The organism is Roseburia sp. (assembly GCF_041325975.1).
GTDB classification, from domain to species: domain Bacteria; phylum Bacillota; class Clostridia; order Lachnospirales; family Lachnospiraceae; genus Roseburia; species Roseburia rectibacter.
Map to the genome: position 1 here is coordinate 189,747 of NZ_JBGLEJ010000005.1, position 24,146 is coordinate 213,892.

General features: G+C 38.8%; 26 protein-coding genes, 1 pseudogene and 1 riboswitch. Of the genes and pseudogenes, 22 read left to right on the forward strand and 5 right to left on the reverse strand.

Annotation, left to right across the window (positions count from 1 at the left end; translation table 11 throughout):
• Positions 1 to 47 precede the first annotated feature (47 nt).
• Positions 48 to 629: a folate family ECF transporter S component gene (locus ACDD58_RS12135; protein WP_370777679.1), complete on the reverse strand. Its 582-nt coding sequence runs from the start codon at positions 627 to 629 to the stop codon at positions 48 to 50.
• A 63-nt stretch (positions 630 to 692) separates the two neighbouring features.
• Positions 693 to 802, reverse strand: a riboswitch (THF riboswitch).
• Positions 803 to 990: 188 nt separating this feature from the next.
• Here ACDD58_RS12135 and ACDD58_RS12140 point away from each other — a divergent pair.
• The 4 genes from ACDD58_RS12140 (at position 991) to ACDD58_RS12155 (ending at position 6,513) form a co-directional block, all read left to right on the forward strand.
• Positions 991 to 2,877, forward strand: a complete 1,887-nt coding sequence (locus tag ACDD58_RS12140; RefSeq protein ID WP_117918555.1) for an ATP-dependent endonuclease — start codon at positions 991 to 993, stop codon at positions 2,875 to 2,877.
• Between the two features lie 138 nt (positions 2,878 to 3,015).
• Positions 3,016 to 4,362, forward strand: a complete 1,347-nt coding sequence (locus ACDD58_RS12145) for an MATE family efflux transporter (protein ID WP_117918553.1) — start codon at positions 3,016 to 3,018, stop codon at positions 4,360 to 4,362.
• 80 nt (positions 4,363 to 4,442) lie between these two features.
• Positions 4,443 to 5,297 (forward strand): YitT family protein, encoded by an 855-nt coding sequence (locus ACDD58_RS12150; protein WP_117918550.1) that lies wholly within the window; start codon positions 4,443 to 4,445, stop codon positions 5,295 to 5,297.
• Positions 5,298 to 5,307: 10 nt separating this feature from the next.
• Positions 5,308 to 6,513 carry a GGDEF domain-containing protein gene (locus tag ACDD58_RS12155; RefSeq protein WP_370777682.1) on the forward strand — a complete coding sequence of 402 codons (1,206 nt, stop codon included), beginning with the start codon at positions 5,308 to 5,310 and terminating at the stop codon, positions 6,511 to 6,513.
• Here ACDD58_RS12155 and ACDD58_RS12160 read toward each other — a convergent pair.
• Entirely contained in the window at positions 6,461 to 7,564 is a 1,104-nt protein-coding gene (locus ACDD58_RS12160) for a transposase (RefSeq protein WP_370778743.1), read from the reverse strand. The two genes, ACDD58_RS12155 and ACDD58_RS12160, sit on opposite strands and share 53 nt — an antisense overlap.
• Positions 7,565 to 8,192: 628 nt before the next feature.
• Between ACDD58_RS12160 and ACDD58_RS12165 the strand changes: the two genes are divergently transcribed.
• Together ACDD58_RS12165 and ACDD58_RS12170 are read left to right on the forward strand one after the other, a co-directional pair.
• Complete coding sequence (locus tag ACDD58_RS12165; protein ID WP_370777684.1) at positions 8,193 to 8,546, forward strand: TnpV protein; 354 nt, start codon at positions 8,193 to 8,195, stop codon at positions 8,544 to 8,546.
• Positions 8,547 to 8,712: 166 nt separating this feature from the next.
• Positions 8,713 to 9,691: pseudogene (locus tag ACDD58_RS12170) on the forward strand (hypothetical protein).
• 79 nt (positions 9,692 to 9,770) lie between these two features.
• On the opposite strand, the gene ACDD58_RS12175 reads toward ACDD58_RS12170, so the two are convergent.
• The 3 genes from ACDD58_RS12175 to ACDD58_RS12185 all read right to left on the reverse strand — a co-directional run bounded on the left by ACDD58_RS12175 (position 9,771) and on the right by ACDD58_RS12185 (position 11,554).
• Positions 9,771 to 10,673, reverse strand: a complete 903-nt coding sequence (locus ACDD58_RS12175; protein WP_370777686.1) for a hypothetical protein — start codon at positions 10,671 to 10,673, stop codon at positions 9,771 to 9,773.
• Positions 10,674 to 10,888: 215 nt separating this feature from the next.
• Positions 10,889 to 11,149, reverse strand: a complete 261-nt coding sequence (locus ACDD58_RS12180; RefSeq protein ID WP_370777688.1) for a hypothetical protein — start codon at positions 11,147 to 11,149, stop codon at positions 10,889 to 10,891.
• A 99-nt stretch (positions 11,150 to 11,248) separates the two neighbouring features.
• Entirely contained in the window at positions 11,249 to 11,554 is a 306-nt protein-coding gene (locus ACDD58_RS12185; protein WP_370777690.1) for a hypothetical protein, read from the reverse strand.
• Positions 11,555 to 11,778: 224 nt separating this feature from the next.
• On the opposite strand from ACDD58_RS12185, the gene ACDD58_RS12190 reads away from it, so the two are divergent.
• The 16 genes from ACDD58_RS12190 to ACDD58_RS12265 all read left to right on the forward strand — a co-directional run bounded on the left by ACDD58_RS12190 (position 11,779) and on the right by ACDD58_RS12265 (position 24,019).
• Positions 11,779 to 12,021, forward strand: a complete 243-nt coding sequence (locus ACDD58_RS12190; protein ID WP_118096732.1) for a transposon-encoded TnpW family protein — start codon at positions 11,779 to 11,781, stop codon at positions 12,019 to 12,021.
• Positions 12,018 to 13,274: a recombinase family protein gene (locus ACDD58_RS12195; RefSeq protein WP_370777691.1), complete on the forward strand. Its 1,257-nt coding sequence runs from the start codon at positions 12,018 to 12,020 to the stop codon at positions 13,272 to 13,274. The genes ACDD58_RS12190 and ACDD58_RS12195 overlap by 4 nt, the downstream gene beginning before the upstream one ends.
• A 102-nt stretch (positions 13,275 to 13,376) precedes the next feature.
• Positions 13,377 to 13,844: a DUF4368 domain-containing protein gene (locus ACDD58_RS12200; protein WP_370778744.1), complete on the forward strand. Its 468-nt coding sequence runs from the start codon at positions 13,377 to 13,379 to the stop codon at positions 13,842 to 13,844.
• A gap of 546 nt (positions 13,845 to 14,390) precedes the next feature.
• Positions 14,391 to 14,744, forward strand: coding sequence for a hypothetical protein (locus ACDD58_RS12205; RefSeq protein ID WP_208888369.1), 354 nt, complete (start codon positions 14,391 to 14,393; stop codon positions 14,742 to 14,744).
• Between the two features lie 94 nt (positions 14,745 to 14,838).
• Positions 14,839 to 15,579, forward strand: a complete 741-nt coding sequence (locus ACDD58_RS12210) for a LytR/AlgR family response regulator transcription factor (RefSeq protein WP_370777693.1) — start codon at positions 14,839 to 14,841, stop codon at positions 15,577 to 15,579.
• Positions 15,580 to 15,582: 3 nt separating this feature from the next.
• On the forward strand, positions 15,583 to 16,875 hold the full coding sequence (locus ACDD58_RS12215; RefSeq protein ID WP_118590885.1) for a sensor histidine kinase: 1,293 nt from the start codon (positions 15,583 to 15,585) through the stop codon (positions 16,873 to 16,875).
• A 114-nt stretch (positions 16,876 to 16,989) separates the two neighbouring features.
• A complete protein-coding gene (locus ACDD58_RS12220; RefSeq protein ID WP_243096639.1) occupies positions 16,990 to 17,367 on the forward strand; it encodes a hypothetical protein in 378 nt (125 codons plus the stop codon).
• Complete coding sequence (locus ACDD58_RS12225; protein ID WP_055231197.1) at positions 17,364 to 18,128, forward strand: hypothetical protein; 765 nt, start codon at positions 17,364 to 17,366, stop codon at positions 18,126 to 18,128. The genes ACDD58_RS12220 and ACDD58_RS12225 overlap by 4 nt, the downstream gene beginning before the upstream one ends.
• Before the next feature lie 43 nt (positions 18,129 to 18,171).
• On the forward strand, positions 18,172 to 18,756 hold the full coding sequence (locus ACDD58_RS12230) for a hypothetical protein (protein WP_370777694.1): 585 nt from the start codon (positions 18,172 to 18,174) through the stop codon (positions 18,754 to 18,756).
• A 9-nt stretch (positions 18,757 to 18,765) separates the two neighbouring features.
• On the forward strand, positions 18,766 to 19,353 hold the full coding sequence (locus ACDD58_RS12235) for a hypothetical protein (protein ID WP_055231201.1): 588 nt from the start codon (positions 18,766 to 18,768) through the stop codon (positions 19,351 to 19,353).
• A gap of 40 nt (positions 19,354 to 19,393) precedes the next feature.
• Positions 19,394 to 19,483, forward strand: a complete 90-nt coding sequence (locus ACDD58_RS12240; protein WP_118096728.1) for a DUF3879 family protein — start codon at positions 19,394 to 19,396, stop codon at positions 19,481 to 19,483.
• A gap of 17 nt (positions 19,484 to 19,500) precedes the next feature.
• Entirely contained in the window at positions 19,501 to 20,013 is a 513-nt protein-coding gene (locus ACDD58_RS12245; protein ID WP_370777697.1) for a hypothetical protein, read from the forward strand.
• Between the two features lie 19 nt (positions 20,014 to 20,032).
• Positions 20,033 to 21,109 (forward strand): hypothetical protein, encoded by a 1,077-nt coding sequence (locus ACDD58_RS12250; RefSeq protein WP_055231202.1) that lies wholly within the window; start codon positions 20,033 to 20,035, stop codon positions 21,107 to 21,109.
• On the forward strand, positions 21,109 to 21,774 hold the full coding sequence (locus tag ACDD58_RS12255; RefSeq protein WP_055231204.1) for a hypothetical protein: 666 nt from the start codon (positions 21,109 to 21,111) through the stop codon (positions 21,772 to 21,774). Before ACDD58_RS12250 ends, ACDD58_RS12255 begins: the two co-directional genes overlap by 1 nt.
• 164 nt (positions 21,775 to 21,938) lie before the next feature.
• Positions 21,939 to 22,652 carry a LytR/AlgR family response regulator transcription factor gene (locus ACDD58_RS12260; protein ID WP_370777699.1) on the forward strand — a complete coding sequence of 238 codons (714 nt, stop codon included), beginning with the start codon at positions 21,939 to 21,941 and terminating at the stop codon, positions 22,650 to 22,652.
• A complete protein-coding gene (locus tag ACDD58_RS12265) occupies positions 22,649 to 24,019 on the forward strand; it encodes a GHKL domain-containing protein (protein WP_370777701.1) in 1,371 nt (456 codons plus the stop codon). Before ACDD58_RS12260 ends, ACDD58_RS12265 begins: the two co-directional genes overlap by 4 nt.
• Positions 24,020 to 24,146 lie beyond the last annotated feature (127 nt).

The following is a 24,146-nucleotide window of genomic DNA, read 5'->3' on the forward strand; positions in this document are numbered from 1 at the left end:
CTTTGACATTGCAATTCTAAAAAGAATCCACTATCAGATTTTACCCATCAGGCACGTTCCTTCGCACCTGATTTTACCGTGAAAAATCCAAACTGTGCTGCGATTTTTCTGGCGTAAGTCAGGGCGAAAAATAAGATAAAGCTGTCGATCGGCAGCATGATCACGTTTTTGATCACACGCGGGCCGAGCAGTGCAATAAATCCTTTGCCGTAAAGCATGGAGATCCAGAGCGTATTCAGACCGCAGTTGATGACCAGCTTTACAAAAAACTCGGCGATCACGATACGCTTGATGGAGACTGGACGACGGTAGAGCAGGCTGCCGTAGATCAGACCGGAAAGCATGGCATTAAAGGTGAATCCAAAGAAAAAAGGACCATCCGGCTTTAAGACATACTTTAACAGGTCAAGTGCACCGCCAAACAGGCATCCGACAACCGGACCAAACAAAAATTCGACAATGCGGTTCGGCAGACCGGAAAAGCCGATCTTGATGTAGGGACCAAGCTGGATACTTGCCACAAGACTAAGCACGATGGCGAGTGCAGCTAAGAGTCCACAGAGCACGATCGTCTTTGTGCGACACAGCTCTTTTAGTGATTGTTGATACAGTTCTTTTAATTTTTTCATAAAAAAAGCCTCCTTCCTTAGCAGTTTCCTAAAACCGCATAGAGGAGACATATACCTTTATGCAGCAGCGGGATGCGAATTCTGTACCGCAAACAAAAGCATTGCTTTTGTTTTTCGTCCGTGTGACAACTCCCTGTTCACATGGCACTTAACGCACAGAGTTCTACTCTGCTAATATGAAATATTAGTTTTGACAAGTTCTGTTATAGCACACTGCTATAACATTGTAAAGAAGAACTTATATTTCATACTATATTTTTTAATATGACTGATAAGTTATGGAAGGAAAAAGATGGATGACGGACGGGTATTTCGGTGTTAAAATAAAAAAGAAAAGAATGATGCAGGAAGGGAGACGGAAATGAAGCTGACCGGTATCCATATTAAAAATTTTAAAGCAATCCATGAGATGAAGATCGATAACATTGAAAATGCGCTGATCTTAGTAGGGCAGAATAATACCGGAAAGACGACAATCTTAGAGGCGATCCGTGCGGCTTTTGGAGACTATCGCATTTCTTCGGAAGATTTTGACGGGGACAGCGCCAATATCGAGATGGATCTGTCACTGGAATTTTTGGATGAAGATCTGAAATGGCTGCATCAGAATGGCGTGGTCAGCCAGTATAAAAGATATGAGACATGGTTTGAAGATTTCTGCAAAAAGCTGCCTTCTTTTTCGGTAAAAGAAAATAACGAAGAAGGCGGTGCGCTGCAGTTTACCTTTATCGCGCACAGGGATGGATGGGTGCGGTATCAGGATAAGGAGCACAAAAATAATTCCTGCATCCCACAGATATTTCCAAAGATATACTATCTGGATGCAGAGCGTGATCTAAATCAGCTTCAGGGAGATCTTTTAATGCTTCAGGAGGATGAGCTGTTAAAGCGGATGCGCGCGGACACCTGTATGTTTAATCAGGCAAAAAAATGCGGCCACTGTTTTTCCTGTATTGGTCTGATCGAGAAAAAGTCGCCTGCAGAGCTGGATGCATTTGAGACAGCAAAGCTGTTAGATTATAAACTTTACCAGTTGAATCTGGATGAATTTGCGAAAAAAGTAAACCAGAATTATAAGAAGAACGGCGGACAGGATGAAATCCTTTATTCCATGAACCGCGATGTGGAGCGGATGTTAAAAGTTACGACGGAGATCCATAATCCGGCGCAGAATCTGACCAGACCGGTAGCGAAGATGGGAAAAGGCATGCGCAGCATTTATATGTTGTCTTTACTTGAGACTTATACGGGGACGAAAGGGCGGATTCCAAGTATTCTTATGATCGAAGATCCGGAGATATTTCTTCACCCGAAACTTCAGAAGGTTTCCGGTGAGATTTTATACCGTCTGTCCAGAAAAAATCAGGTGATTTTTTCCACGCACTCGCCGAATTTGCTGGCAAATTTTAACAGCAGGCAGATAAGACAGATTGTTTTAGATGGCGAAGGATATTCAAAGATGTGTGCAAAGACGGATGTGAGTGCGATCCTTGAAGACCTTGGTTATACGGCAAATGATCTGATGAATGTGAATTTCGTATTTATCGTGGAAGGCAAGCAGGATAAGAGCCGTCTGCCGCTTCTGATCCGGAAGTATTATTCAGAGACTTATGATGAAAATGGAAAACTTTCAAGAATTGCGATCATCACGACAAACAGTTGTACAAATATCAAAACTTATGCCAATCTGAAATATATGAATCAGATCTATCTGCGTGACCAGTTTCTGATGATACGTGACGGAGATGGAAAAGACAGGATGGAATTAGGAAAACAGCTCTGCCGTTATTATGAACAGCGGAGTTTAGAGGATGTCGACACACTGCCAAAGGTAAGACCGGAGAATGTTCTGATCTTAAAATATTATTCCTTTGAAAACTATTTCTTTAATCCGAAAGTGATGGCGGAACTCGGAGTGGTCGCATCTGAGGAGGCATTTTATGAGACGCTGTTTGATAAATGGAAGGAATATCTGTATCGTCTCAGCAGTGGCAGACATCTGACAGAAGTATTAGGATATGAGATGCAGAGTGTATCCGACATTAAAGAACATATGGAGGAGATAAAAATCTATCTGCGCGGGCATAACCTGTATGATATTTTTTATGGAAGATACAAAGATCAGGAAGAGGAGCTTTTAAAACGTTATATTGACCTTGCGCCGCAGGAAGATTTTTCCGATATTTTAGATGCAATCGATCATTTTATTTATTTTGAGAGCAGAAAAAAGGACGGAGATTTCAGATAATATGAAGAACATAGTGTGAAAAATACATTTTTCACACGCAAGATTTGTGCTTCTCACAAACTTGTGATGCAAATAAAAACGCTGTTTTTATTGAAAAAACAGCGCAAGAATGGAGATTAATATGGAGATAAAAATAAAATGAAACGAAATGGTGCAAATCTGACAGATGGAAAACCGGTAAAACTGATCTTACAGTTTGCGATTCCGGTGTTTTTAGGCAATTTATTTCAGCTTTTTTATGGGTTGATCGATACAAAAATCGTTGGGAGCACGCTTGGCGAGGGCGCACTTGCAGCAGTCGGTTCTGTCTCAATCCTTTATAACCTGTTAACCGGTTTCTTTAATGGAATGACACTTGGATTTTCGGTTGTGACTGCAAGGTATTTTGGAGCAGGAGACACAGAAAAATTAAAAAGAAGTGTTGCGGGAACGATTCTCTTAGGATTTATAACGGCAGCCATACTGGTAACAGGAGTGTTTGTATTCTTACGACCGCTTCTTACGGTAATGCATGTGCCGGCAGAACAAAAAGAGATGGCGTATACTTATATCAGTATTCTGGTGCTCGGCATGTTCGTAACGCTTGCTTATAATATGTGTGCAAATGTCCTGCGCGCAATCGGGGATTCCATGACACCACTGATCTTTTTGATCTTAGCGGCGGTGCTGAATGTGATTTTAGATTATGTATGTATTCTGGTATTTTCCATGGGCGTTGGCGGAGCGGCAGTGGCGACTGTGATCTCGCAGGTCGTATCGGTGGTACTCTGTGTGATACATATCAAAAAGCATTTCCCAATCCTTCAGGTGGAGCGCAGACATTTTAAACTGAACAAATCAGAAGTATTTGCGATGCTGTCCGGCGGGCTTTCCATGGGAATGATGTCGAGCCTTGTAAATCTTGGAACACTGATCTTACAGACCGGGATCAATACACTTGGAACATCTGTGATCGTGGCACATACAGCGGCAAGAAAAATATTCGAGATATGGGGACTCCCGGTCACAGTACTTGGTTCTACCATGGCAACATACAGCGGGCAGAATTATGGTGCCGGAAAATATGACAGGATTACTTCTGGGTTAAAGGCAGCGTTGCTGCTCGGATGTGGCTGGGCAGTGATGGTAATGATCATGGCGTATACGATTGCCGGTTATCTGGTCAGTTTTATCGCAAGTACACAGAATGCAGAAATCTTGTACTGGGGAACGACCTATCTGCGGGTGGACATGCTCTTTGAAATGGTCTGTGTGTGGATCGTGATCCTGCGGAATACGATGCAGGGCGTGGGAGATTATAAGACACCGATACTTTCAAGTTTTATAGAAATGATATGTAAGATCGTGTTTACAGCGGTCTTTGTCCGGTATTTCGGTTACTGGGGTGTCATCTGGACAGAACCGGTCACATGGATCATCATGGTGATACCTTTGATCGTAATGCTGATAAAAAATCCCGTGTTTCATCAAAGGAAAACAAAGTAGAAAAGCTAGTATGATCAGAAAAACAGCAATTTGCATTGGCAAATATCTTAGCAGTAAATTGCATGGAAATGAGGAGCATTATGAAAAAACAAGTGAATTATATAGAGATTATGAAGGAGACTGCGATCTTAACAGCAGCAGTGGCGATCATTGCGGCGGCAGTGTATTTTTTTCTGGTGCCAAGTCATGCATCTGTCAGCAGTATCTCCGGTCTTGGAATCGTGCTTTCAAATTTCATTCAGCTGCCGTTGTCGGCGATCACCATGATTTTGAACGTGGTGCTTCTTATCATCGGCTTTTTTACCTGTGGAAGGGAATTTGGAGTGAAAACTGTCTATACAAGCATCATGCTTCCGGTATTTTTAGGTGTATTTGAAAGAGTTTTTCCTGATTTCGGATCGATGACAGACAGTCAGGAACTGGATGTATTATGCTATATTTTAGTAGTCAGTGTGGGGTTAAGTATTTTATTTAACCGTAACGCATCGTCAGGAGGACTCGATATCGTGGCAAAGATCATGAATAAATATCTGCATATGGATCTCGGAAGGGCAATGTCTGTATCAGGAATGTGTGTTGCACTTTCAGCAGCCTTTGTTTATGATAAAAAGACAGTGGTACTCAGTATTTTAGGAACTTATTTTAATGGAATTATCTTAGATCATTTCATTTTTGATTATAATATCAAACGCCGTGTATGCATTATTACAGAGAAGGAAGAGGAACTCCGTAATTTTATCATCAATGATCTGCACAGCGGGGCAACAATCTATGAATCGATCGGTGCTTACAATATGCAGAAACGCAACGAGATCATTACCATCGTGGATAAGAATGAGTACCAGAAATTAATGAATTATATGAATCATGAAGATCCGAAAGCATTTATTACGGTGTATCATGTGTCGGATATCCGGTATCAGCCGAAAGGGTAAGGTGCAGTTAATGGAAAAATGGGATGTTACCATACATAAGTTATTCAGTAAAGATCCAGATGATGAAAAAGAGAATGTGACACAGAATATTTATGTATTCCGTTTTATTATATTCTGCATTGCTGTCTATTCTGTGGAAATGTTGTTAAACTGCGCTGGAATTTTTATTGTTGATAAAACGATTTTTGCAAGAGGTTATTTTACCGGGTGTTTTTTAGCTGTCCTGTATATTGTGATTTTGCTGTTGTTAGGACTTGAGCATCCACTGACAAAGTATGTCAGTATAACATCGATCAGCCTCATTATCATGGCTGCCAGTATTTCACTGACATATCACATGGTCATTATTATTGTGGTGCCGATCATCATAGCAGGCATGTATACGTCGAAACGTCTATCCATCTATACATTTGTGCTTACAGTTTTTTCGATTATAGTCAGCACTTATGCCGGGTATTATTATGGTGTTTGTGATGCAAATATGGTGCTGCTTACCACGAGCTCTTTAGATAATTCTTCACAAAACGGTATTTTTCTATTGAATCAGGTTAACGATGATCCGGGTATGACGCTTGCGTTATATTATGTACTGCCGCGTTGTCTCATGGCGATTTCATTTGTGTTTGTATCGAATATTGTAAACAAGGTGATACGGAAATCATTGAAAAATGCAATGAAGATGGAGCAGAAGGCTGCAACGGATGAGATGACCGGACTCTATAATAAAAATAAACTTCTTTCGATCATTGAGAAAAGGACGTATGATTACCAGCAGATCGCTGTTATTTACTGGGACATTAACCGCTTAAAGCATGTGAACGATACTTATGGGCATTTTGCAGGCGACCAGATGATCGTAAAAACAGCGCAGTCAATACGGATTGCTTTAGGTGACACCGGTATGGCATTCCGGTACGGTGGTGATGAAATGCTTGCACTTATTCCCGGAGAAACCGGTGAAACGGCAGAAAAGATGATAAAAATCTGGAAACAGACACTTGCAGCCGTGCAGGTGGACTGTGAAATACCGATCACCGCAGCAGTCGGTTATTCGATTGGCGAACATGAAAAGTTAAAAAATGTGATCGCGGCGGCAGATCGGAATATGTATGTATGCAAGGCTGCAGACAAAAAAGTATCTGAAAAATCACCAGTTTACAACTTTATAAATGATAGACTTGTTGATGAATCAGCTGTTTTAAGGTCTTTGTCATAGCATTTGATTTTATATGTGTTTCGATATTTTTCACGAAAGTGGCAAAAAATATCTGACTGCGAATGCCCTGACTTAATTCAAAACGAAACTCCTGTACGCTTTTTGTACGGTACTCAGAAAAATGTTCGTTCTGATAGGGCAGAATCTTCATGGCACAGTAACTGATGTTGATCAGATTAACCAGCATTTCAATCCCTTTGCAGCTTCGCACCATATAGTTGCAAAAAGACCAGAACGTTTTCTGTTCATAATAGCTTGTTTCAATATTCCAGCGAAACGAATATAGCAACAGTGGAATGTATTTCATACAGTCACTTCCGGTCTGGTTCAATGGTGCTTTTTCCTGCCATGCACAGAAAATCTGCAGATCTTCCGGGAAAATGGTACTAAAAAACAGTTGTTTTGTACCATGTTCTTTTTCTGTGGCAGTGACATAGGCAAGGATTTCCCTGTTGCCGCAGATCTTAGCGAGAACCCGGCGGACACCGGTATAATAATCACCGATCTTTTCATTGGAAAACGTAAAATCTGTTTCAACAGAAAGACGTTTTCCATGTTTGGCAGGACGTCCCCGATGACCGGTCTGTGCAGGTGCAAGATCATACATGACAGAATCAATCCTTGCATTGCCAATCAGATCCAGATTCGGATATTCATCAATGATGGATACCAGGTTCTGTTTTGTATACCAACTGTCACAAAGGATGACGACATGATCTTTGCTGTGAAATTCAGGCATAACCTGCCGGATCATGGAGGTTGCCAGTTCCAGTTTAGACTCTTTTTTCTGCCACATACGATAACCAAGAGGAACGGAAAGATAAGAAACTTTATCCCTATTCCAGACAGGTATGCAGAGCATGACACTCACAAAGCAGTGTCCATTCAGATAGTTGGAACCGTTGTGTGCGGCATGGTCAAACAGTTTTGAAACATTTTCAAATTTTGTGCCAAATTTAGATACCATCGTATCATCCACACACAGAAACACAGGCTGCGTCTGCAGTGAATCTGGTACCAGCTTCAAAGCAATCCTGACAGTAGTATTCATAAATCTGGAATAATCAACCTTTGCATAGGAACATGCATAATAAAATACATTCAGTGATTTCTCCGTTATTCCGGATAAAAAATGCTGATACAGAAACCGGATAGAATGTGCGGATTCTAAGGTCAATATGGATAATATCAGCAGAAATAAGGTATCTGCTGTCGGAACAGAAAAAGTTTCAAAATAAATCAAAAAATATTGATGAAGTCTACCAATCAGTGTTTTTTCGTTGTATAATGCTTTTGTCGTACAGGGTCACTTTCCTTTGTAATGTTTTCAGCAAATTCATTATACATCAGAAAGCCCTGTGCGATATTTTTTTATGAAAAAGTTGTAAAGTGGTGTGAAAAATAAAAAGTGAAAAAATTGAAAGAAAATACTTGACTTGAAGTTCACTTCATGGAATATGCTCTTCGGAAAAAGGAGGTATCATTTATGGTGACAGATAAAATGATAACATTAAATAATGGTGTAAAGATTTCACAGCTTGGCTCATTGTTCGCGGATATAACACAACATAGGCGGCTGGCTCATTTGTGGTGAATGATAGATTGCAGACGTTGTATTAAGAAGGTGATACTCTTTTAATTGAAACTGTAAACATTTAGCACAAAGGAAGGAGCAGTGTATGGAGTTAACATATCATTGGGAAGGCGATGTATTGATTCCAGATTTGGAATTGGAAGATGGAAGCAATTATCAGATTGGCAAATATGGCAGAATGCGACAGAGGTATTTGTTTGAAAATCATCATGCCATGTATACACATCTGGTTCTTACGGAAAAATTGTGGAAACATCTAGAAGAAGTAGATATGGAATGCAATGACATGATGGATATGCTTACGGTAAGAATGGCTGAGCGTGAAGGTGTGACGGAGCATCTGAAGTCAGTAGATCAGCTCGGATGGGTGCGGAAGATGAATAACATCCGGAGCAGAGCAGAGGAAGTAGTGTTGCATGATATGATTTATATGGATTAAAAATAGCGGGAAATCTTAATTGGTTTCCCGCTGTTTGGCATATGAAAAAGTTCATAGAAAATTCAGTTGATTCCGTAAAGTTCCTCGCTTATAATGATATTGAGGCAGAGAGCCTTTTGCGGAATATTAGAAGTGTTATGCACAATACAAAAGGAGGGATGCCGACTTGAATACAGAAATAGCAAATGCTGTGAATGCAGCAGGAGATAAGGCACAATATGATACTCGTGTTAAAAGGTTACTGGCACAGAAGAGTATATTAGCACATATTCTGGTGAAAACAGTCGATGAATTTAAAGGAATGAAGCCGGAAGATGTTGTAAAATATATCGAAGGTGAACCGAGTATTAGCGTTGTTCCGGTTGAGCCGGGATTAGCAAATATGGAAAAAACAGATGCTACAGGACAGCGTATTGTAGGTCTTAATACAGAAAATGCTGAAATTAATGAAGGATTAGTCAGATTTGATATTATTTTTTATGTCCGCATGCCATCCATAGTTGGCAGGAAAAATGGACTTTCGCAGATTATTGTGAATATTGAGGCTCAAAAGGATGAGCCAACGGAATATAAAATTTTAAATAGGGCAATCTTTTATGTGAGCAGGCTGATTTCGTCACAAAAGGAAAGAGATTTTGTAAATACTAACTTACGACGACATTAAGCAGGTATTCAGCATATGGATATGTATGAACAGGGATGATAACAGCTTAAGCCACATCCATTTGACAAAAGATGAGATGTTAAAACCATGTAACTGGAAAGGTAATCTCGATCTGTTAAACATTGTGTTAATAGGAATCACAAATGAGATTTCGGAACATGATGAAAAATATGAAATGCACCGGTTGATTGGAGCATTACTTTCAAGTGAATTGAAAGAACAGGAAAAATTGGATATTATAGAACATGAATATAATATTCCAATCAGTCAAGAATTCAGAGAGGATGTGAGAATTATGTGTAATCTGAGTACAGGAATCGAAGAAAGAGCTACTGAAAAAGCTACTGAAAAAACAAGCGAAAAGTTTATTCTGAATATGTATAAAAAGGGTTATACATTGGATCAGATCGCAGATGTAGCTGAAACAGGTGTTGATGAAGTTGAGGCGATTATTAAGAAGAGAGAGTCTGCAATGGCATAACTATCATTAGCAAAAATAAGAGACGGCAAATCGTCAACAAGTTGTTGATGATTTGCCGTCTTTGTTTTGTATATTGGAGCTATTCTTCTTTTTTCTTAGCTCTTGTCTTATAGACATTATACTGATTCTTGCATTTTGGAGAGCAGAACTCATTTCCCTTACGGCTTGCGATAAATGCCCTGCCACAGTGCTTACACAGCTTCATATCGCAGTCAGAATCCGTAAGCATAAAAGAAAAGCACATCTGGATCATGACGAGCAGGGAATGGAAGTTCCATACGATGACCGGGGCATTTTCCGCTAATGAGATATGGTAAGTCGGGGATATTCCGCCAAATGCAGACATACCCTGACGATACAGGTTTTTTGTCTGTTCATCAAGACTGTCGTAGTCCATATAATATAAGAAACTTGTGGTAAAGGTAAATGCCCAGTCAGAAAATTCTTTCACCAGCCAGTCATAGCGTTCTGCATATTCCTTCTGAAAACGCATCGTAACAGCCTGTGGATTCTTTCCCGTTGCAAGTGCGATTGCAATGCCATTCCTGTCAGATACTGACCAACTGGATTCTATCCCTTTTTTATGAAAATCCATCTTATCAAACGGATAAAAGTAATCGAGATAACTTTCTGTTGATAGAGATTCTTCTTTAATAAAGTGGTTTTTCGGAAGATATACAGATTCATAGGTGATAAATTCCGCAGTTGTCGGAAGTGCAGTCATAAAGCCTAAAAATCCGTAGGAATTGATGAAACGAAGTACCATACTTTTCAGTTCATCTTCAGGCGCTTTATGCATGACCTGCAAACCGATGTTGACAGCATCCAGTACAAGTGATTCTGCATCTTTCATAGGATTATACATTTCTGGTTTGGCATCCGCAGATACTACAATATACAATGTTCCATCTTCGGCAGTGCTGTATTCATAACTACTGTACCGTATCCATGGGGAACTGGTATGTTCAAATAGATTTTTCATGAAAAGACTCCAATCTGATTTAACTGGAATCAGAGCAATCGTCTGAAATTCAATTCGTATAACTTCTATATAAAGAAACTGTAATCTATTAACAATTCTATTCGATTACACATTATAGGTCAAGGGTTATCATTCTGAAATTTCAACGCAATTTTTTTTTTTGACAAAACATTAAAAGTATCATATTACCCTGTTATATATTTCAGGCAGCATAGTCACTGTTTTTCAGAATTCTTTTCGTCTTTAGTTCTTACCCCATTTTCAAGAAAATATTTTTCGTCCAATGTAAGTGTCCAAGGCAGATGAAGCAGCCTTGTTTCAAGTGCAATCTTATATTTCTTTCTTATCTGCTTTATGGCAGTTTCCCTTACACCACGCACATTGCGGTCAGTCTTTCCATTCAGCTCAGCGTATTGGAGAGTGGAGTATGACCGGACAATCACATAGTACAAAAGCTGTTTCTGGTGTTCCTTCATATTCTTTAATATCAGGCATAAATCCTGACTGCGTACAAGCTCATGGATGTAATCCGGCTCATCAAAGATATAATCAATAAAATCGCCGGCAAGTATCTGTTACCACAGTACCATGTCATAGTGGTCATTACCGGACAGGACATAATCAGAGGCGTGCCATTCAAGCGGTACTTCAGAGCGTCCGATTTCATGGTATCGCTCTCTGCGTTCCCTGTTGTCATCAAGTTTATCCCAACACGATATAACATTTGCAAATTCTTCCTCGGTTCGTGCAGTTTCTTCAAGACGGCTGATTGCTAATGCACGGGCTTCCCTGTGCAGCATAGTTTTCTCACTGGAAGAATCGTTGTATGCCGGTATTAAGTTTTGTTTGCGGAAAGCTTTTAGTTCCTCATATTTTGGCAATTTAATCAGTCCTTAAAAATTTTTTCAAAAATAATTTCAAAACACTTCCGATTTTGTAGCCGTATTTCTCCTATTAGTGAAGAGAGTAATCCTTTTTATCACTAAAGTAATTACAGAAAGGAGCAAAAAGGCTATGAAGTATGGATAAAATACAGCTTCGGTTACACGAAGCGGAAGCATGAAACAATTATAATTTTTATCAGAGAGAAAGGCAAGGATTGATTATGGAGGCAGAAAAACTAAATAATGGCGATAGAAAGTCCGGCTCATGTGAAGCTGGATTTTTTTATCGCAGGATTGGTGGGACAGTTTACAAAATCAGGGTATTAACGAGTGAAAACAGTACAGATACCTTTTCGGACAAGATTTCCCACATTATTTCAAGAGAGGTGCTGACAGAGAAAGCGGATTATGATAAGATAGAGCTACCACAAATAAGTCAGTTGCCGGAAGGGAGTTCGGCATGAACAGAACCAGACAGACAACTGACAAATCGAAAAACAGAATAACTGCTCTTTATGAGCGACTCTCAAGGGACGATGAGCTTGCGGGAGACAGCAACAGTATAGTGAACCAGAAGAAAATGCTGGAGGACTATGCAAAGAGTAATGGATATACCGATTTGGTGCATTTTACAGATGACGGATATTCCGGTGGAAATTTTGACAGACCGGGATGGAAGGAAATGCTCCGACAGATTGAAGACGGAAGCATTGGCACAGTCATTGTAAAGGATATGAGCCGAGTCGGGAGGGATTACCTACAGGTAGGATTTTACACGGAGGTATTCTTTCGGGAAAAAGGTGTCCATTTCGTTGCTATCTCTAATGGTGTTGACAGTGATATTAACACCAGCAGCGAATTCGCCCCTTTTTTAAATATCATGAATGAATGGTATCTGCGTGACTGCAGCCGCAAGATAAAGGCGGTATTGCAGGCAAAGGGCAGGGACGGGAAACCAATTACCAACAATCCGCCATACGGATATATCAAAGATCCGGAAGATAAGAACCGGTGTGATATGTCAAAGCCATATGAATGGGCAGGAGTAAGTGTCGTAAGAATGCTTGAAAAACCGGAGTATATGGGAGATACTGTGAACTTCCGTACAAAGAAGCTTTCCTATAAGGATAAGGTTGCTGTAAAGAATGACAGTGACGAGATAGTGGTCTTTACGGATACCCATGAGGCGATCATTGACAGAAAAACATGGTATATGGTGCAGGAGCTTAGAAAGACCAAACGCAGGATAAACACAGAAGGCGAGTCAAATCCGTTTGTGGGTAAGATTTTCTGTGCGGACTGCGGTGGAAAGATGCATTATCGTAATGAGGGAAAGCGTGCCGGAAGAAAATGGAGAGGACTGCCGGATGGCAGTGTCAGAACAACTCCAGCCTGTTATAACTGCGGCAATTATAATAACAGCCATGACCAGTCAGGAAAGGTCTGCTGTTCGCACAATATACAGGCAAAGGTGATTGACCAGTTTGTGCTTGAAACCATTCAGTATGCGTGTAAAAGTGTAAGGATGGATGAGAGAGCATTTGTCGAAAGAATCCGCAGTGCATCAGAAATCCGGGAACAGAGTGAGGCGAAGAAGCTGAAGGCTGCGTTAAAGCATCAGGAGAAGCGGTATGCAGAGCTTGATATCCTTCTTAAAAAAGTGTATGAGGACAATGCCCTTGGCAGACTGCCTGACAAAAGATATGAAATGCTATAGGCAGGGTATGAAAAAGAACAGGCAGAACTGGAACAGTCCATTAAGGCATGCAGGGAGCAGCTTACGCAGTATGACGAGGATACAGACCGGACGGAGGAATTTCTGGCATTAGTCCATAAATACACGGATATCACGGAATTAACACCTGTCATCATCAATGAATTTGTGGATAAGATACTTGTCCACAAAGCGGAAAAGATTGATGGCGAGCGTGTGATGGAGATAGAGATTTACCTTAACTTCATCGGTAAAGTGGAACTTCCGGCACAGGAACTGACGGAAGAAGAACTGGCTGAAATAAAGGAAAAACAAAGACTTCGTGAGCGCAATGCCATGTATCAGAGGCGGCGCAGGGCAAAGTTCATGCCAAAAACAAAAGCAATCCGTGCAAAGGTGCAGGAGGCTGAGATAAAAGAAGCTTTGGAGAATGCGAGTGCAAAAGCGGAAAAACTGCTTATGGCAGATAATGATGCACATATCGCAGAGGTTGTTGCAGGGGAAAACAAAGTATATGTTGATACCGGGATTTTCCCAACAGCAGAAGAGGTAAAAGAAAAGTATGCAATTTAAGAAAGAGAGGATTTTATTATGACAGAGAAGATCAGAGAATATAATGTTGTCCGTCAAATTAGATGCACCTGATTTAGATCTTATTTGTTATGCATCCGCAGATTGTCTGCACCAACATCTGCAAGTTATCTGATCGACATAAAAAATGATGCAGATTAAGAGATCAGGGAAAATACAATAAAAGCAGGCTGCCCTGCTTTTACTGCTAAATCTCATTATTATTGATTGCCTGCATGACGATCTCTGCAGTAATCATGTCACTTTTTCTAGAGTCTCCAATCAGAAGACAACTATTGCATAGAATATCTGAAAAAGAAGGAAAAGAGCAGACTGGAGTATGAACGCATAAAGGCTGATATCGAACAGGAATCCGGAAGATATGATGATTATGCGGAATGGGATATATCTGATGTTAGGGAAAGTGTCGGTATAGATACAGCAGGGAGTGTTCAAAAGGAATATGAAAAGACAGAAGGGGATATCAGTGTATATGAGGGCTTTGACCGGTTCTGTGAGAAAGAGAACATTCGTGATGACGAGGAGGAAGTGTTCTATGGTGCTGCGTTTGATGAATTTAACCGGGAGTGGCAGGGAATAGCAGCGGAAGAACAGACAGAACCGGCTTCCCATAAAGAAGAGCAGGAGATACCACCGGATTATACAAAGATGTCCATACAGGAGCGTGTCAGACAGCTCCCAACGCCAACAGATGATACTTCACAGGAATTTGAAGCATATAAGAACAGGATGGGATATGATGCGGCTAAGATGAAGAGTATCCGTTATAAGATGAGTGTATATGATGAATTCTTAGAGGAACTGGAAGCCAGAAAGAAATATCATGGAACGAAGGCATATGGCAGACGGGGTACAAGGAAACGAGGCAGAGAGGGAAGGTAAAAATAATTTTGATGACCATACCATATCGGCAATTATAAAAAGTGCCGATATGGTATAATAGAAAAACAAAAGTTATTACAGGGAGGAGAATGGATTGTTAGAAGTAGCAATATGCGATGATGATAAGGAAGATCTTGACAAAGCGGCGCTGATGCTGGATAAAATTCTTTCAGAATATCAGGTTCAATATCAGATTCGGCCATTTCTATCGGCGAATGAGCTGCTGAACAATAATGACAAGATTGATATCGGAATACTGGATATTTCCATGGAAGAACTGGGCGGAATTACGCTCGGAAGAAAGCTGAAAGAAAAAAATCATGATATAAAAATTATATACATTACCAGTTATGAAGAATACATGGCACAGGCGATTAATAAGGTACATGCGTTTTCTTTTTTGTGTAAACCGATCAATGAAGAAGAAATGAAAACGCAGATTATGGAAATTCTGGGGCAGGAGAAATGTCCGGAAATAGAAAAGGAATTTGAAATACTAGATGAATCAGGAACAAAAGCAGGTTGTGTGCGTTTGAAATTAAACGAGATATTATATTTTGAGTACATAAAAAGATCCAGAAAAGCAGCAATTATTCTGGAAGATTGCAGATATGAATGTGAATGTACATTTGAAAACCTTGTGGAAGAATTACAACCATATGATTTTGTGGTAAATCACAGAGGCTGTCTTGTAAATCTGAGACATATTGAGAAGATACAGGGATTTCATATTTATCTGGACAATGGGAAAGAACTGTCCCTTGCACAAAAAAGAAGCTCTGATTTCCGGGAAGAAATGAATGAATTTTTGCAGAAAACCCAGAGGAGAGAATAGAAGATGGATAAGATTTTACTTGTGATATGTAATGGGCTTTCCTGTTTTATTATCTGTACAATTCTTTTTCAATTTATGAATGAAAGATATAAGAAAAGTTACAGCAATAAAATTTTGTATATAGCGGCAGAGGTAGCGATGGGAAATACTGCATTTTGCATAAATATGCTGAACTTTGCAATATTGAATCTGCTGATATGGTTTGTCGGAGTTGGTGTAACGGTATATTTTTTGTATTACGAAGCTGCAGACAGACCAATCCGCAGAATTACAGAGTGTGAAGTATTGGTTTTGTGTATGTCTGTATGTGAAACTCTGGGAGTGTTTCTGTTACATTGCTTTTTGCAGATTTGTGGAATATCAAATATTGATGTTGTCATGCAATATTGTCTGGAAGTGACATTTTCAAAACTAATAATGATATTCCTATACTATGTTTTGATAAACAGATTGATAAAAAGGACAGAAGCAGCCTGTTCCAGAGAACAATATATCATATATGGAATCCTGTTTTTTTACAGTCTGGTCAATATGCTTGTGATTGTGCAGAATTTCAGGGATGGGCAGAAAAGCTATCTGTCAGCGGTAAATATGGGCTGCATCGTTTTGGCTGACCTGTATCTTTTGTATTATGTCAAAATGGCAGACGAAAAGAGATACTATGAAAACCGCGTAAAGGCATTGGAGCAACAGGCAAAAATGCAGTATGAGTATTATCTTGCACAGACTGAAAAATATAGTCAGACAGTACGGATATTACATGATGTGGATAAGCATATCAGGGCTATCGAGAATTTGTATGGAACAGAGAGGGAGCATACGGCTGGCGAATATGCAGAGGCAATCAGAAGTACACTGGCACCACTGATTCCTATATCTTACACAGAGAATCCGATATTGAACATTTTGCTGACAGATAAAAATGCTGTCATGCAGGAGAAAGGGATACATTCGGACATTAAGATAGACAATGTAGACTTATCTTACATAGAGCCGATAGACATAACAACTATTTTCGGGAATCTGCTGGACAATGCGATTGAAGCTGCCGCAAATGCTGACGGAGACAAATACATTTTTATTAAAATCAGTGCCTATCATAAGATGACGGTAGTTCATATAGAAAACAGTTGTGGAAAGGTAAAATGGAAAAAACGTATGCCGGTATCAGATAAGGGAAAAGGCAGAGGGATAGGACTCTTAAATGTGAAACAGAGCATAGATAAGTATGATGGGGATTTACAATTAAAACAGGATGGAAACAGATTTGTAGCAGATTTGTTTCTGAATTCATGAAAAGGGCGGTTTTGTCCTTTTTTTGTGCTCAAATCGTAGTTGGTGCAAAAAAATCGTAGTTGGTGCAGAGCGTATAAAATATGTGAAGAATAGTGCCGATGAAATTATAAAAGAATGGAACATGATATAAGTCATATTAAGGATATAGGTGATATTATGAATATTTTCTTTAACAGCCGAATTTATACCAATCAGTCATTCGTTAATGCGCTGTTTGGAAAACAACAAAAGACTACAAGAAGTCAAGATGCAGGTTGCAGCGGTACAAGAGATACTTTAACGATAAGTGCATCAGGAAAGGAAAAACTTGTAAAAAATACGAAAGGAAGAACACATAATACAAATGTTGACAAAAGTATTGATTTGAAATCCTATATAGCTTCAGCCCAAAAAACAAATCAAAAAATAATTGATAATGCAGGGACACAGATTAATGCGAAAACAAGTGAATATATGAGTACAGGTAAGGCTTTTAGGGGAGACCAGTTATGAAGATTTATAATAATATGAATATTACATATTCTGCAATCGAACAAAACAGCAGAAAAAATACAAAGCAAAATATTCCGGCAGATTTAGAAAAGAAAATGACACAGTACACAGATACACTTTCTATTTCAAAGACAGGGCAGGAAATCTTTAAGCATTTATCATCAGTTAGTTTTATGGATTATGTCAATCGGTTTGAAAATGAAGTAACAGAGGTATTTGCAAAGGAAGATACGACACAGGGGGTGAAGTCAGATACTTTTGAACATCATGTAAACAGAATGGCAACAGCATATAACAAAATGAAAAACAGCATTGAAGAAAAATATGCGGCACAAGATTATGAGCAAGAGTATTATGTGACGGAATCGGGCAAAATTGAGGAATTAACCAAAGAAAAAGAACTGGATATGCTAAATCAGGCATATGAAAATCACAGTAATTTTATGGCAACTTCCACAGAAATCTGGTCAGAATTACAGGATTTTACACCATCGGTAGTTTACCATAAAGGAAGTGAACAGACAGCAAATGAACAGAACATAGGTGAGAACCAGGAGAATACTGCAAGATCTAAAGAAAATGGGGTTATCCAAAATTCGGCATATCAGGCATTTTTATCCGCCATCCAGTCGGATAACCAGAAATTATCGCAGCAGTATTCGGGTGATTGGAAAGATTTAAGGCTAAATCTGAATGTATCAGATGGTGATCGGAAAATGCTTAATGGTATTTGGGATTATTATGCTATGGAGAGTGAATAGATTCCGAATGACAGAGGAATGAAAATAATTGGAGGAAACGAAAATGAGTATAGCAGGAATTAACGGTTATAATTATTCAAATTATTATACAGGAACAAAAAGAAACACTGCGAAAGCAAACGGTATGAATTCCGGTTTGTTATCAAATGTAAGTAGTACATCTTCTAATATTACATTACATATGTCAGGAACAGAAGATAGTGGAAATGCATTAACAGCAGTAGGATTTCCGGATGGCAGTAGTGCATCTGTATATAAATCAGATGCATATGATTCGGCAAACCCAGAATACAGGGTAAGATATTGGGACAAAGAAGGAAATTACACAGATACAAATGTACAGATAAATGATGTTGATCCAAGAAATGCAAGTTATTTGGAAATGCTTGCATATACAACATATAGTGATGTAGAAGGCTTTACGAAAAATGCTTTTGGAGATTTCATGAATGCGGCTAGTGGTGTGAATGGCAACATCACTTATGATTCTGACAGCATAAATGAAAAGAAAGACTATATGAGCATGATTAAAGAATTTATGCAGTTACAATATGATTCGAACAACTTATCAGGTTATCTGTCATATAAGGAATTGTATGATTACATAAATGACAGAACAGAGAGGTGATTCAATTAAATGGAAATATCAAATAATTATAGCACAGCAAAAGTGTGGAACACATCGAATAAAAATGTTTCTAAATCTTCTGAAAAAAACAAATGGAAATTAACGGATTCTTTAAAAGAGAAGATTGTTGATCTGGCAAAAAAAGATGCACAGGACAATGTATATATGGGAAATGCATTTATGAATTTGAGAAAGACGGAAGTAAGCAAAGTAGCCCCGAATAGAGCTGCTTTAATTGGAAAGTTTAGTCAATCAATGAATTCAGGTAATATGTCAGCAATGAAAGAAGTTGAGGAAGCAGACAAAAAATGGCTCTGTATGCTGTTTGGAATACCTTATGAGGCAAAATATCAGGGAACAGGGACAGGCTCGGCAATTCATGTATACAATGAAGATGGCGAAGAAGTTTTGACCTATACAGGGGGAGTAGGCTGGCAGGAAAAAGAAACAAAAGCAGAGTCACAGGTTCATTCAGCATTAAAAATGACATATTATGAGGCATTTAGTGAGGCGAGAAAAGCATTAAATAGTGAAGAAAAGGCTGGCAGTATAAACGAAGACATAATATCACAAGGCAACTTCGATATGAAAGCGTAAAATGTGTGATTTAATAATGTGTCTTATATGGGAATGAGCAATGTATGGCAATGTTCAGGGAACAAAAAATCTAATGAGTCATTATGAAAGTGACGGTGATTATGTTAATTATAAAGTGTCACGTGATTAATAAGGAGGACTTGCACTATGCAGATTAATGCTAATTATTCTGTGAATGGCGTGCCGTATGATAATAAACGTAAGCAGAATAATATCCCTCAATTTAGTACGGAATGTGCGGTTCAGGAAAATGAAAATATAAATCCATATATGGCAGAAGCAGACTTTGATGAAAAAGCATTTGATATGATTGGACCGAATGCTCCACAGGATGTAAAAGATGCATGGATGGAAGCTGCTAAGGATATAAATGCAAACGGCATGGGAATAAAGAAAAATGGAATGTTGAGTCATATATCGCAGATGATGGTACAAAGGCTGAATAAACAGCTTAAAGGAGATGGAGATGCTGATAACATCGACATTTTGGGAAATACAACAGAGTCTGCAATTCAGGCAACGAGTCGGGCTCTTTACGATTTAGATCACCCACGGGAATATGTTCCGAAAAGTATCGAAGTTCAGCGAGCTTGTATGAAAGAAAGAGAGGTTTATGTTGCTTTTCTGGAAAAATTAGAAAAACTAAAAGTAAGTTGGTAGCAGTTAGAGAGGATAATGTATGAGAGACAGTACACTTTACATCGGAGCGCTTGCTTCAAACAACGTAAATAATATTGTAAATGATGCGGGCAAATATGATGAATACAAAGAAAAGGTAAAGGATTTGACAGAAGAAATCCAAACCAGAAAAGACACTTTTGAGAAAATGGCAGAACCACTGGTATATGTATGTGACTGTTATCAAAAATTTAATGTAGTGACAGGGATGCCCAAGAGTAACTTCGGAGATTCTTTTGGCTATGATATGCAGAAAGATATATCCAGTCATATGACCGATTTTTATGCCGGAAAGGTGAGCAGGGGTGAACTTAATTCCTATTTTGAGGAATGTTGTACTTCCATGCGTACCTATCGGACAAGTCAGCATCAGACATCCGGAACCAATGAAGCAGATAATACACAAATCGTAAGTGAGATGTATGAGGTATTTGCAAAAGAAAATGCAAGGGCAGCAAGTCAGGCAAACTATCAGGAAGGAAAAGCATTGAATGAGAAATACTATTCTGATAGTCACAGTGACTGGACTTATTATAATTCAGATTATTACTATCAATGCAATGAAACCAATGCGGCATTGAGGGAATCTGTCAAGCAAATGATCGAAAAATGGGATTTGGATGAGATTGACTGTGATAAAATCGAAGCAAATTCCAGCCTTACATTAGACGGTGGTTTTGATTTTAACAGCACATGGAATTTTGAATTTAGAAATCAGGCTGGCAGGAGCAGTCTGGCAAAGGAATCAGCGATACCGCCTGAGAATTTTAAGATGTTTTTCAAGGAACAGGTAACATCTTTTACAGAGGACAATAAATTTAATGGAAATCTGAAAATAACAATCGGAGAGAATAATTACGATTTAAAGGTTCCATTTCAGACGTTACGCACCGGATCGGAAGGGGAAATTTGTAATGTCTGGGATTTGATGGAAGATTATTATCCGAAGTCAGAAGATACCTCTAAAGTTAAAAATTTCCTGGGGAATATGTCTGTATTTACACGGTGGTATGCATATGAAACAAGAATTAATGACATATTTGGTGATTATGAAGTGTCACATAAGGAGTTGAGTTAATGGGTATATCATTGTCAGGTATAGGAACTGTTGGAAAAGAGCAATTAATTTCCTCATGCAGTAACGGAGAACCGAATTGGCTTTATATTCCAACAAAAGGGAAAAGTTCAAAAACGCATGCGGAATTTGTTAGTGAAATTAAAGAACTGGCACGACGAGCAGCTACGACAGCAAATAAGACAGAGTACGAATATATTTCCAGACAGGTTCTTGGTTTACGGGCAGAATATCTATCAGATGTTGCACCTGATAGAAAACAATTATATGAACAGGCTAAAAATACTATAAAAAAACAAACTGGCAATTCGAAATGCAAAGGATGTGGAGAATTATCATTATTGGATTTTTTGGAGAAGGCAGAAGGAAAAAGCAGTAATTTTGCTGAAAAGAAGTTTGCACTGGCGGGAGGAGGAACATTGAATTGTCCAATTCTAACTACTGGTGGTTATGGTGCTGAAATTCAGTATCAGGGAGTAACGGTATTATCTAATCTTGGAAATGGCTGGGGCTATGAGATGACACCAGCGGAACTTGCAAAAAAAGATGAATTTTATTCTATTTATTGGAGCGAATATAATTTCGTAAAAGAGAATGGAAGTTCAGAATTGAGAGAGATGCCGGATTATTTGGATCAGGATAGACCGTCTTTTGAAGCTAGAGCATAAAATAAATATTGTGCGCAAGGAAAAAATGAGCATAGGAGCAGTGCCAGGTGGCACTTTTGATTTTTCACAACAAAAAAAGGTCATTTCACAACATTCCAGATAGATATTGCATGAACTTATCCGATATAATAGCTATAAATATATGTAAGCAAGGAAGTGACAATATGCAAATAGCTATCTGTGATGATGAAGTATCTATGGTTCAGATACTGGAAGAAAAGATAAAAAAGTTATTGCCGGATGCGGTTATAGATAAATATTTATCGGGTGATGAACTGATCGCAAGTGGCAGTAAGCCGGATATTCTTTTTCTGGATATTCAGATGCCGGGAATGGATGGGATGGAAACGGCAAAGATGCTTCGTCAGGACAATGAGAATATGATACTCATTTTTGTGACAGCAGCAGAGGAGTATGTTTTTCAGGCATTTGATGTCGGAGCATTTCATTATCTGGTTAAGCCATTTTCCGATGAGAAATTGAAAGAGGTTGTGACAAAGGCAGTCCATAACATAAAAAGGAGTTCCAGACTTGAAAAAGACGAAAAGTATATTATGGTACAGACCGCCGGAAGTCATATAAAGATTTTTCTGCGTGATATTGTGTATGCCGAGGTGTATAACCGGAAAGTTATTATCCATACACGAAGTAAGGATATTGAATACTATGGTAAATTACAGGAATTAAGTGATATGGCAGGAACAGATTTTTTCCGAACACACAGAGCCTATCTTGTACATTTTAAATATGTAGAAAAATATGATGCAACTTGTGTAACTATGAAAAATGGAACTGCATTGATTGCAAAAAAGAATTATCCGGAGTTTGTGAGGAGGTATCTGAAGTATAACCAGAGGAAAGGAAATGAAGTCAGATGAGTTTAGTGGAAAGATGTTGGATGATCACATCGAAGTTTTCTGTTATTGCAATTTTGATTATTACAGGAATCTGTTTTGGTGTTTTTGTATATCCATATATGAAAAAGAAAAGGGAAGCTGCTCTGGTCAGTATTGTTTATATTGGAATTATGTCTGTGCTGTATCTGATACCGCAGCAGATTGGCAATTTTTCTGCATATATGCTGGGGGTTGTGGCTGCATTTCTTGTGATGTATATACAGGACAGAAGAAACATCTATCAGAAAATATTTCTTGCAGTGACATTTTTTTCTATCCGTTGGCTTGCGGTTGCAATGGCAGACAGACTGGATGATTTTATCACAAAAGCTCTGGTTTTTGGGAATACGATTGCAGGAAGACAATGGCTGCAATATGGACTTTATGCTGGAACGAGAATTCTGGATATTGTGCTTTGTATCGTTTTCCTTGCAGTTGCAATCGGTCTGATCAATAAAGCATATGTATACAAAAATGATGAAATGAACGTTAAAGAGCTGGTAATGCTCATCATACCTTCTCTTGTGGGAGTTACAGGATATGGCATTCTACAATATTATCTGAATATTTATGAAAATGATACAGGAAAGAGCTTGATTGATACATATGGATTTTATGGAGCTTTAAGCTTTGTGCATTATTTTATCTCTATCATAGCAATTCTTGTTATGACTACGATGTTTCAAAACTGGAAGGTGGCACAGGAAGAACAGACAGGGCAGGAGCTGGTATTAAATCAGGTCAGTGATATGAAAAAGCATATCGGGGAAGTGGAAAAGCTGTATCAGGATATCCGCAGCCTGCGTCATGACATGGGGAATCATATACAGATGCTGGAACATCTTGTGGCAGAGAATCATATGGATGATGCAGCAGAATATATGGAGCATTTGAAAAAGGAGTGGAATGAAATATCTCCTGAGATAAAAACGGGGAGTCCTGTCATTGATGTGATTCTGATGGAAAAGTTAAGGGAAGCAAAGGAAAAGCAGATTCGTTTTATATCAGATTTTCATTATCCGGGGGATACGAAATTAAATGCATTTGATTTAAGCGTGATCTTAAACAATGCACTGGATAATTGCATGGAAAATGTAAGTGGAGAAAATCCTTATATCAGTATCTCTTCTTTTCGGAAAAACAGTATTTTTATGATAACCATAAAGAACAGATATGAGGGGGAGTTAAATTATAAGGACAGTGATCTGCCTGAAACAACGAAATCCGGGAAGGAGCATGGAATTGGACTGCATAATATCCGAAGGGTTGCAAGGATGTATATGGGAGATATATCTTTAGAGAAGGAGAATCAGGAAGTGGTTCTAAGTATTATGTTACAGGTAGAATAAGGACAAAAAGCACCTTCGAGGTGTTTTTTATTTGCTTCACAACAAAAAAAGGGCGGTTCACAACATCGCTGTTTATTGTAAAGAAAGATATGCCGAAAGAATCAGTAAAGAGAAATCATGTTGTACA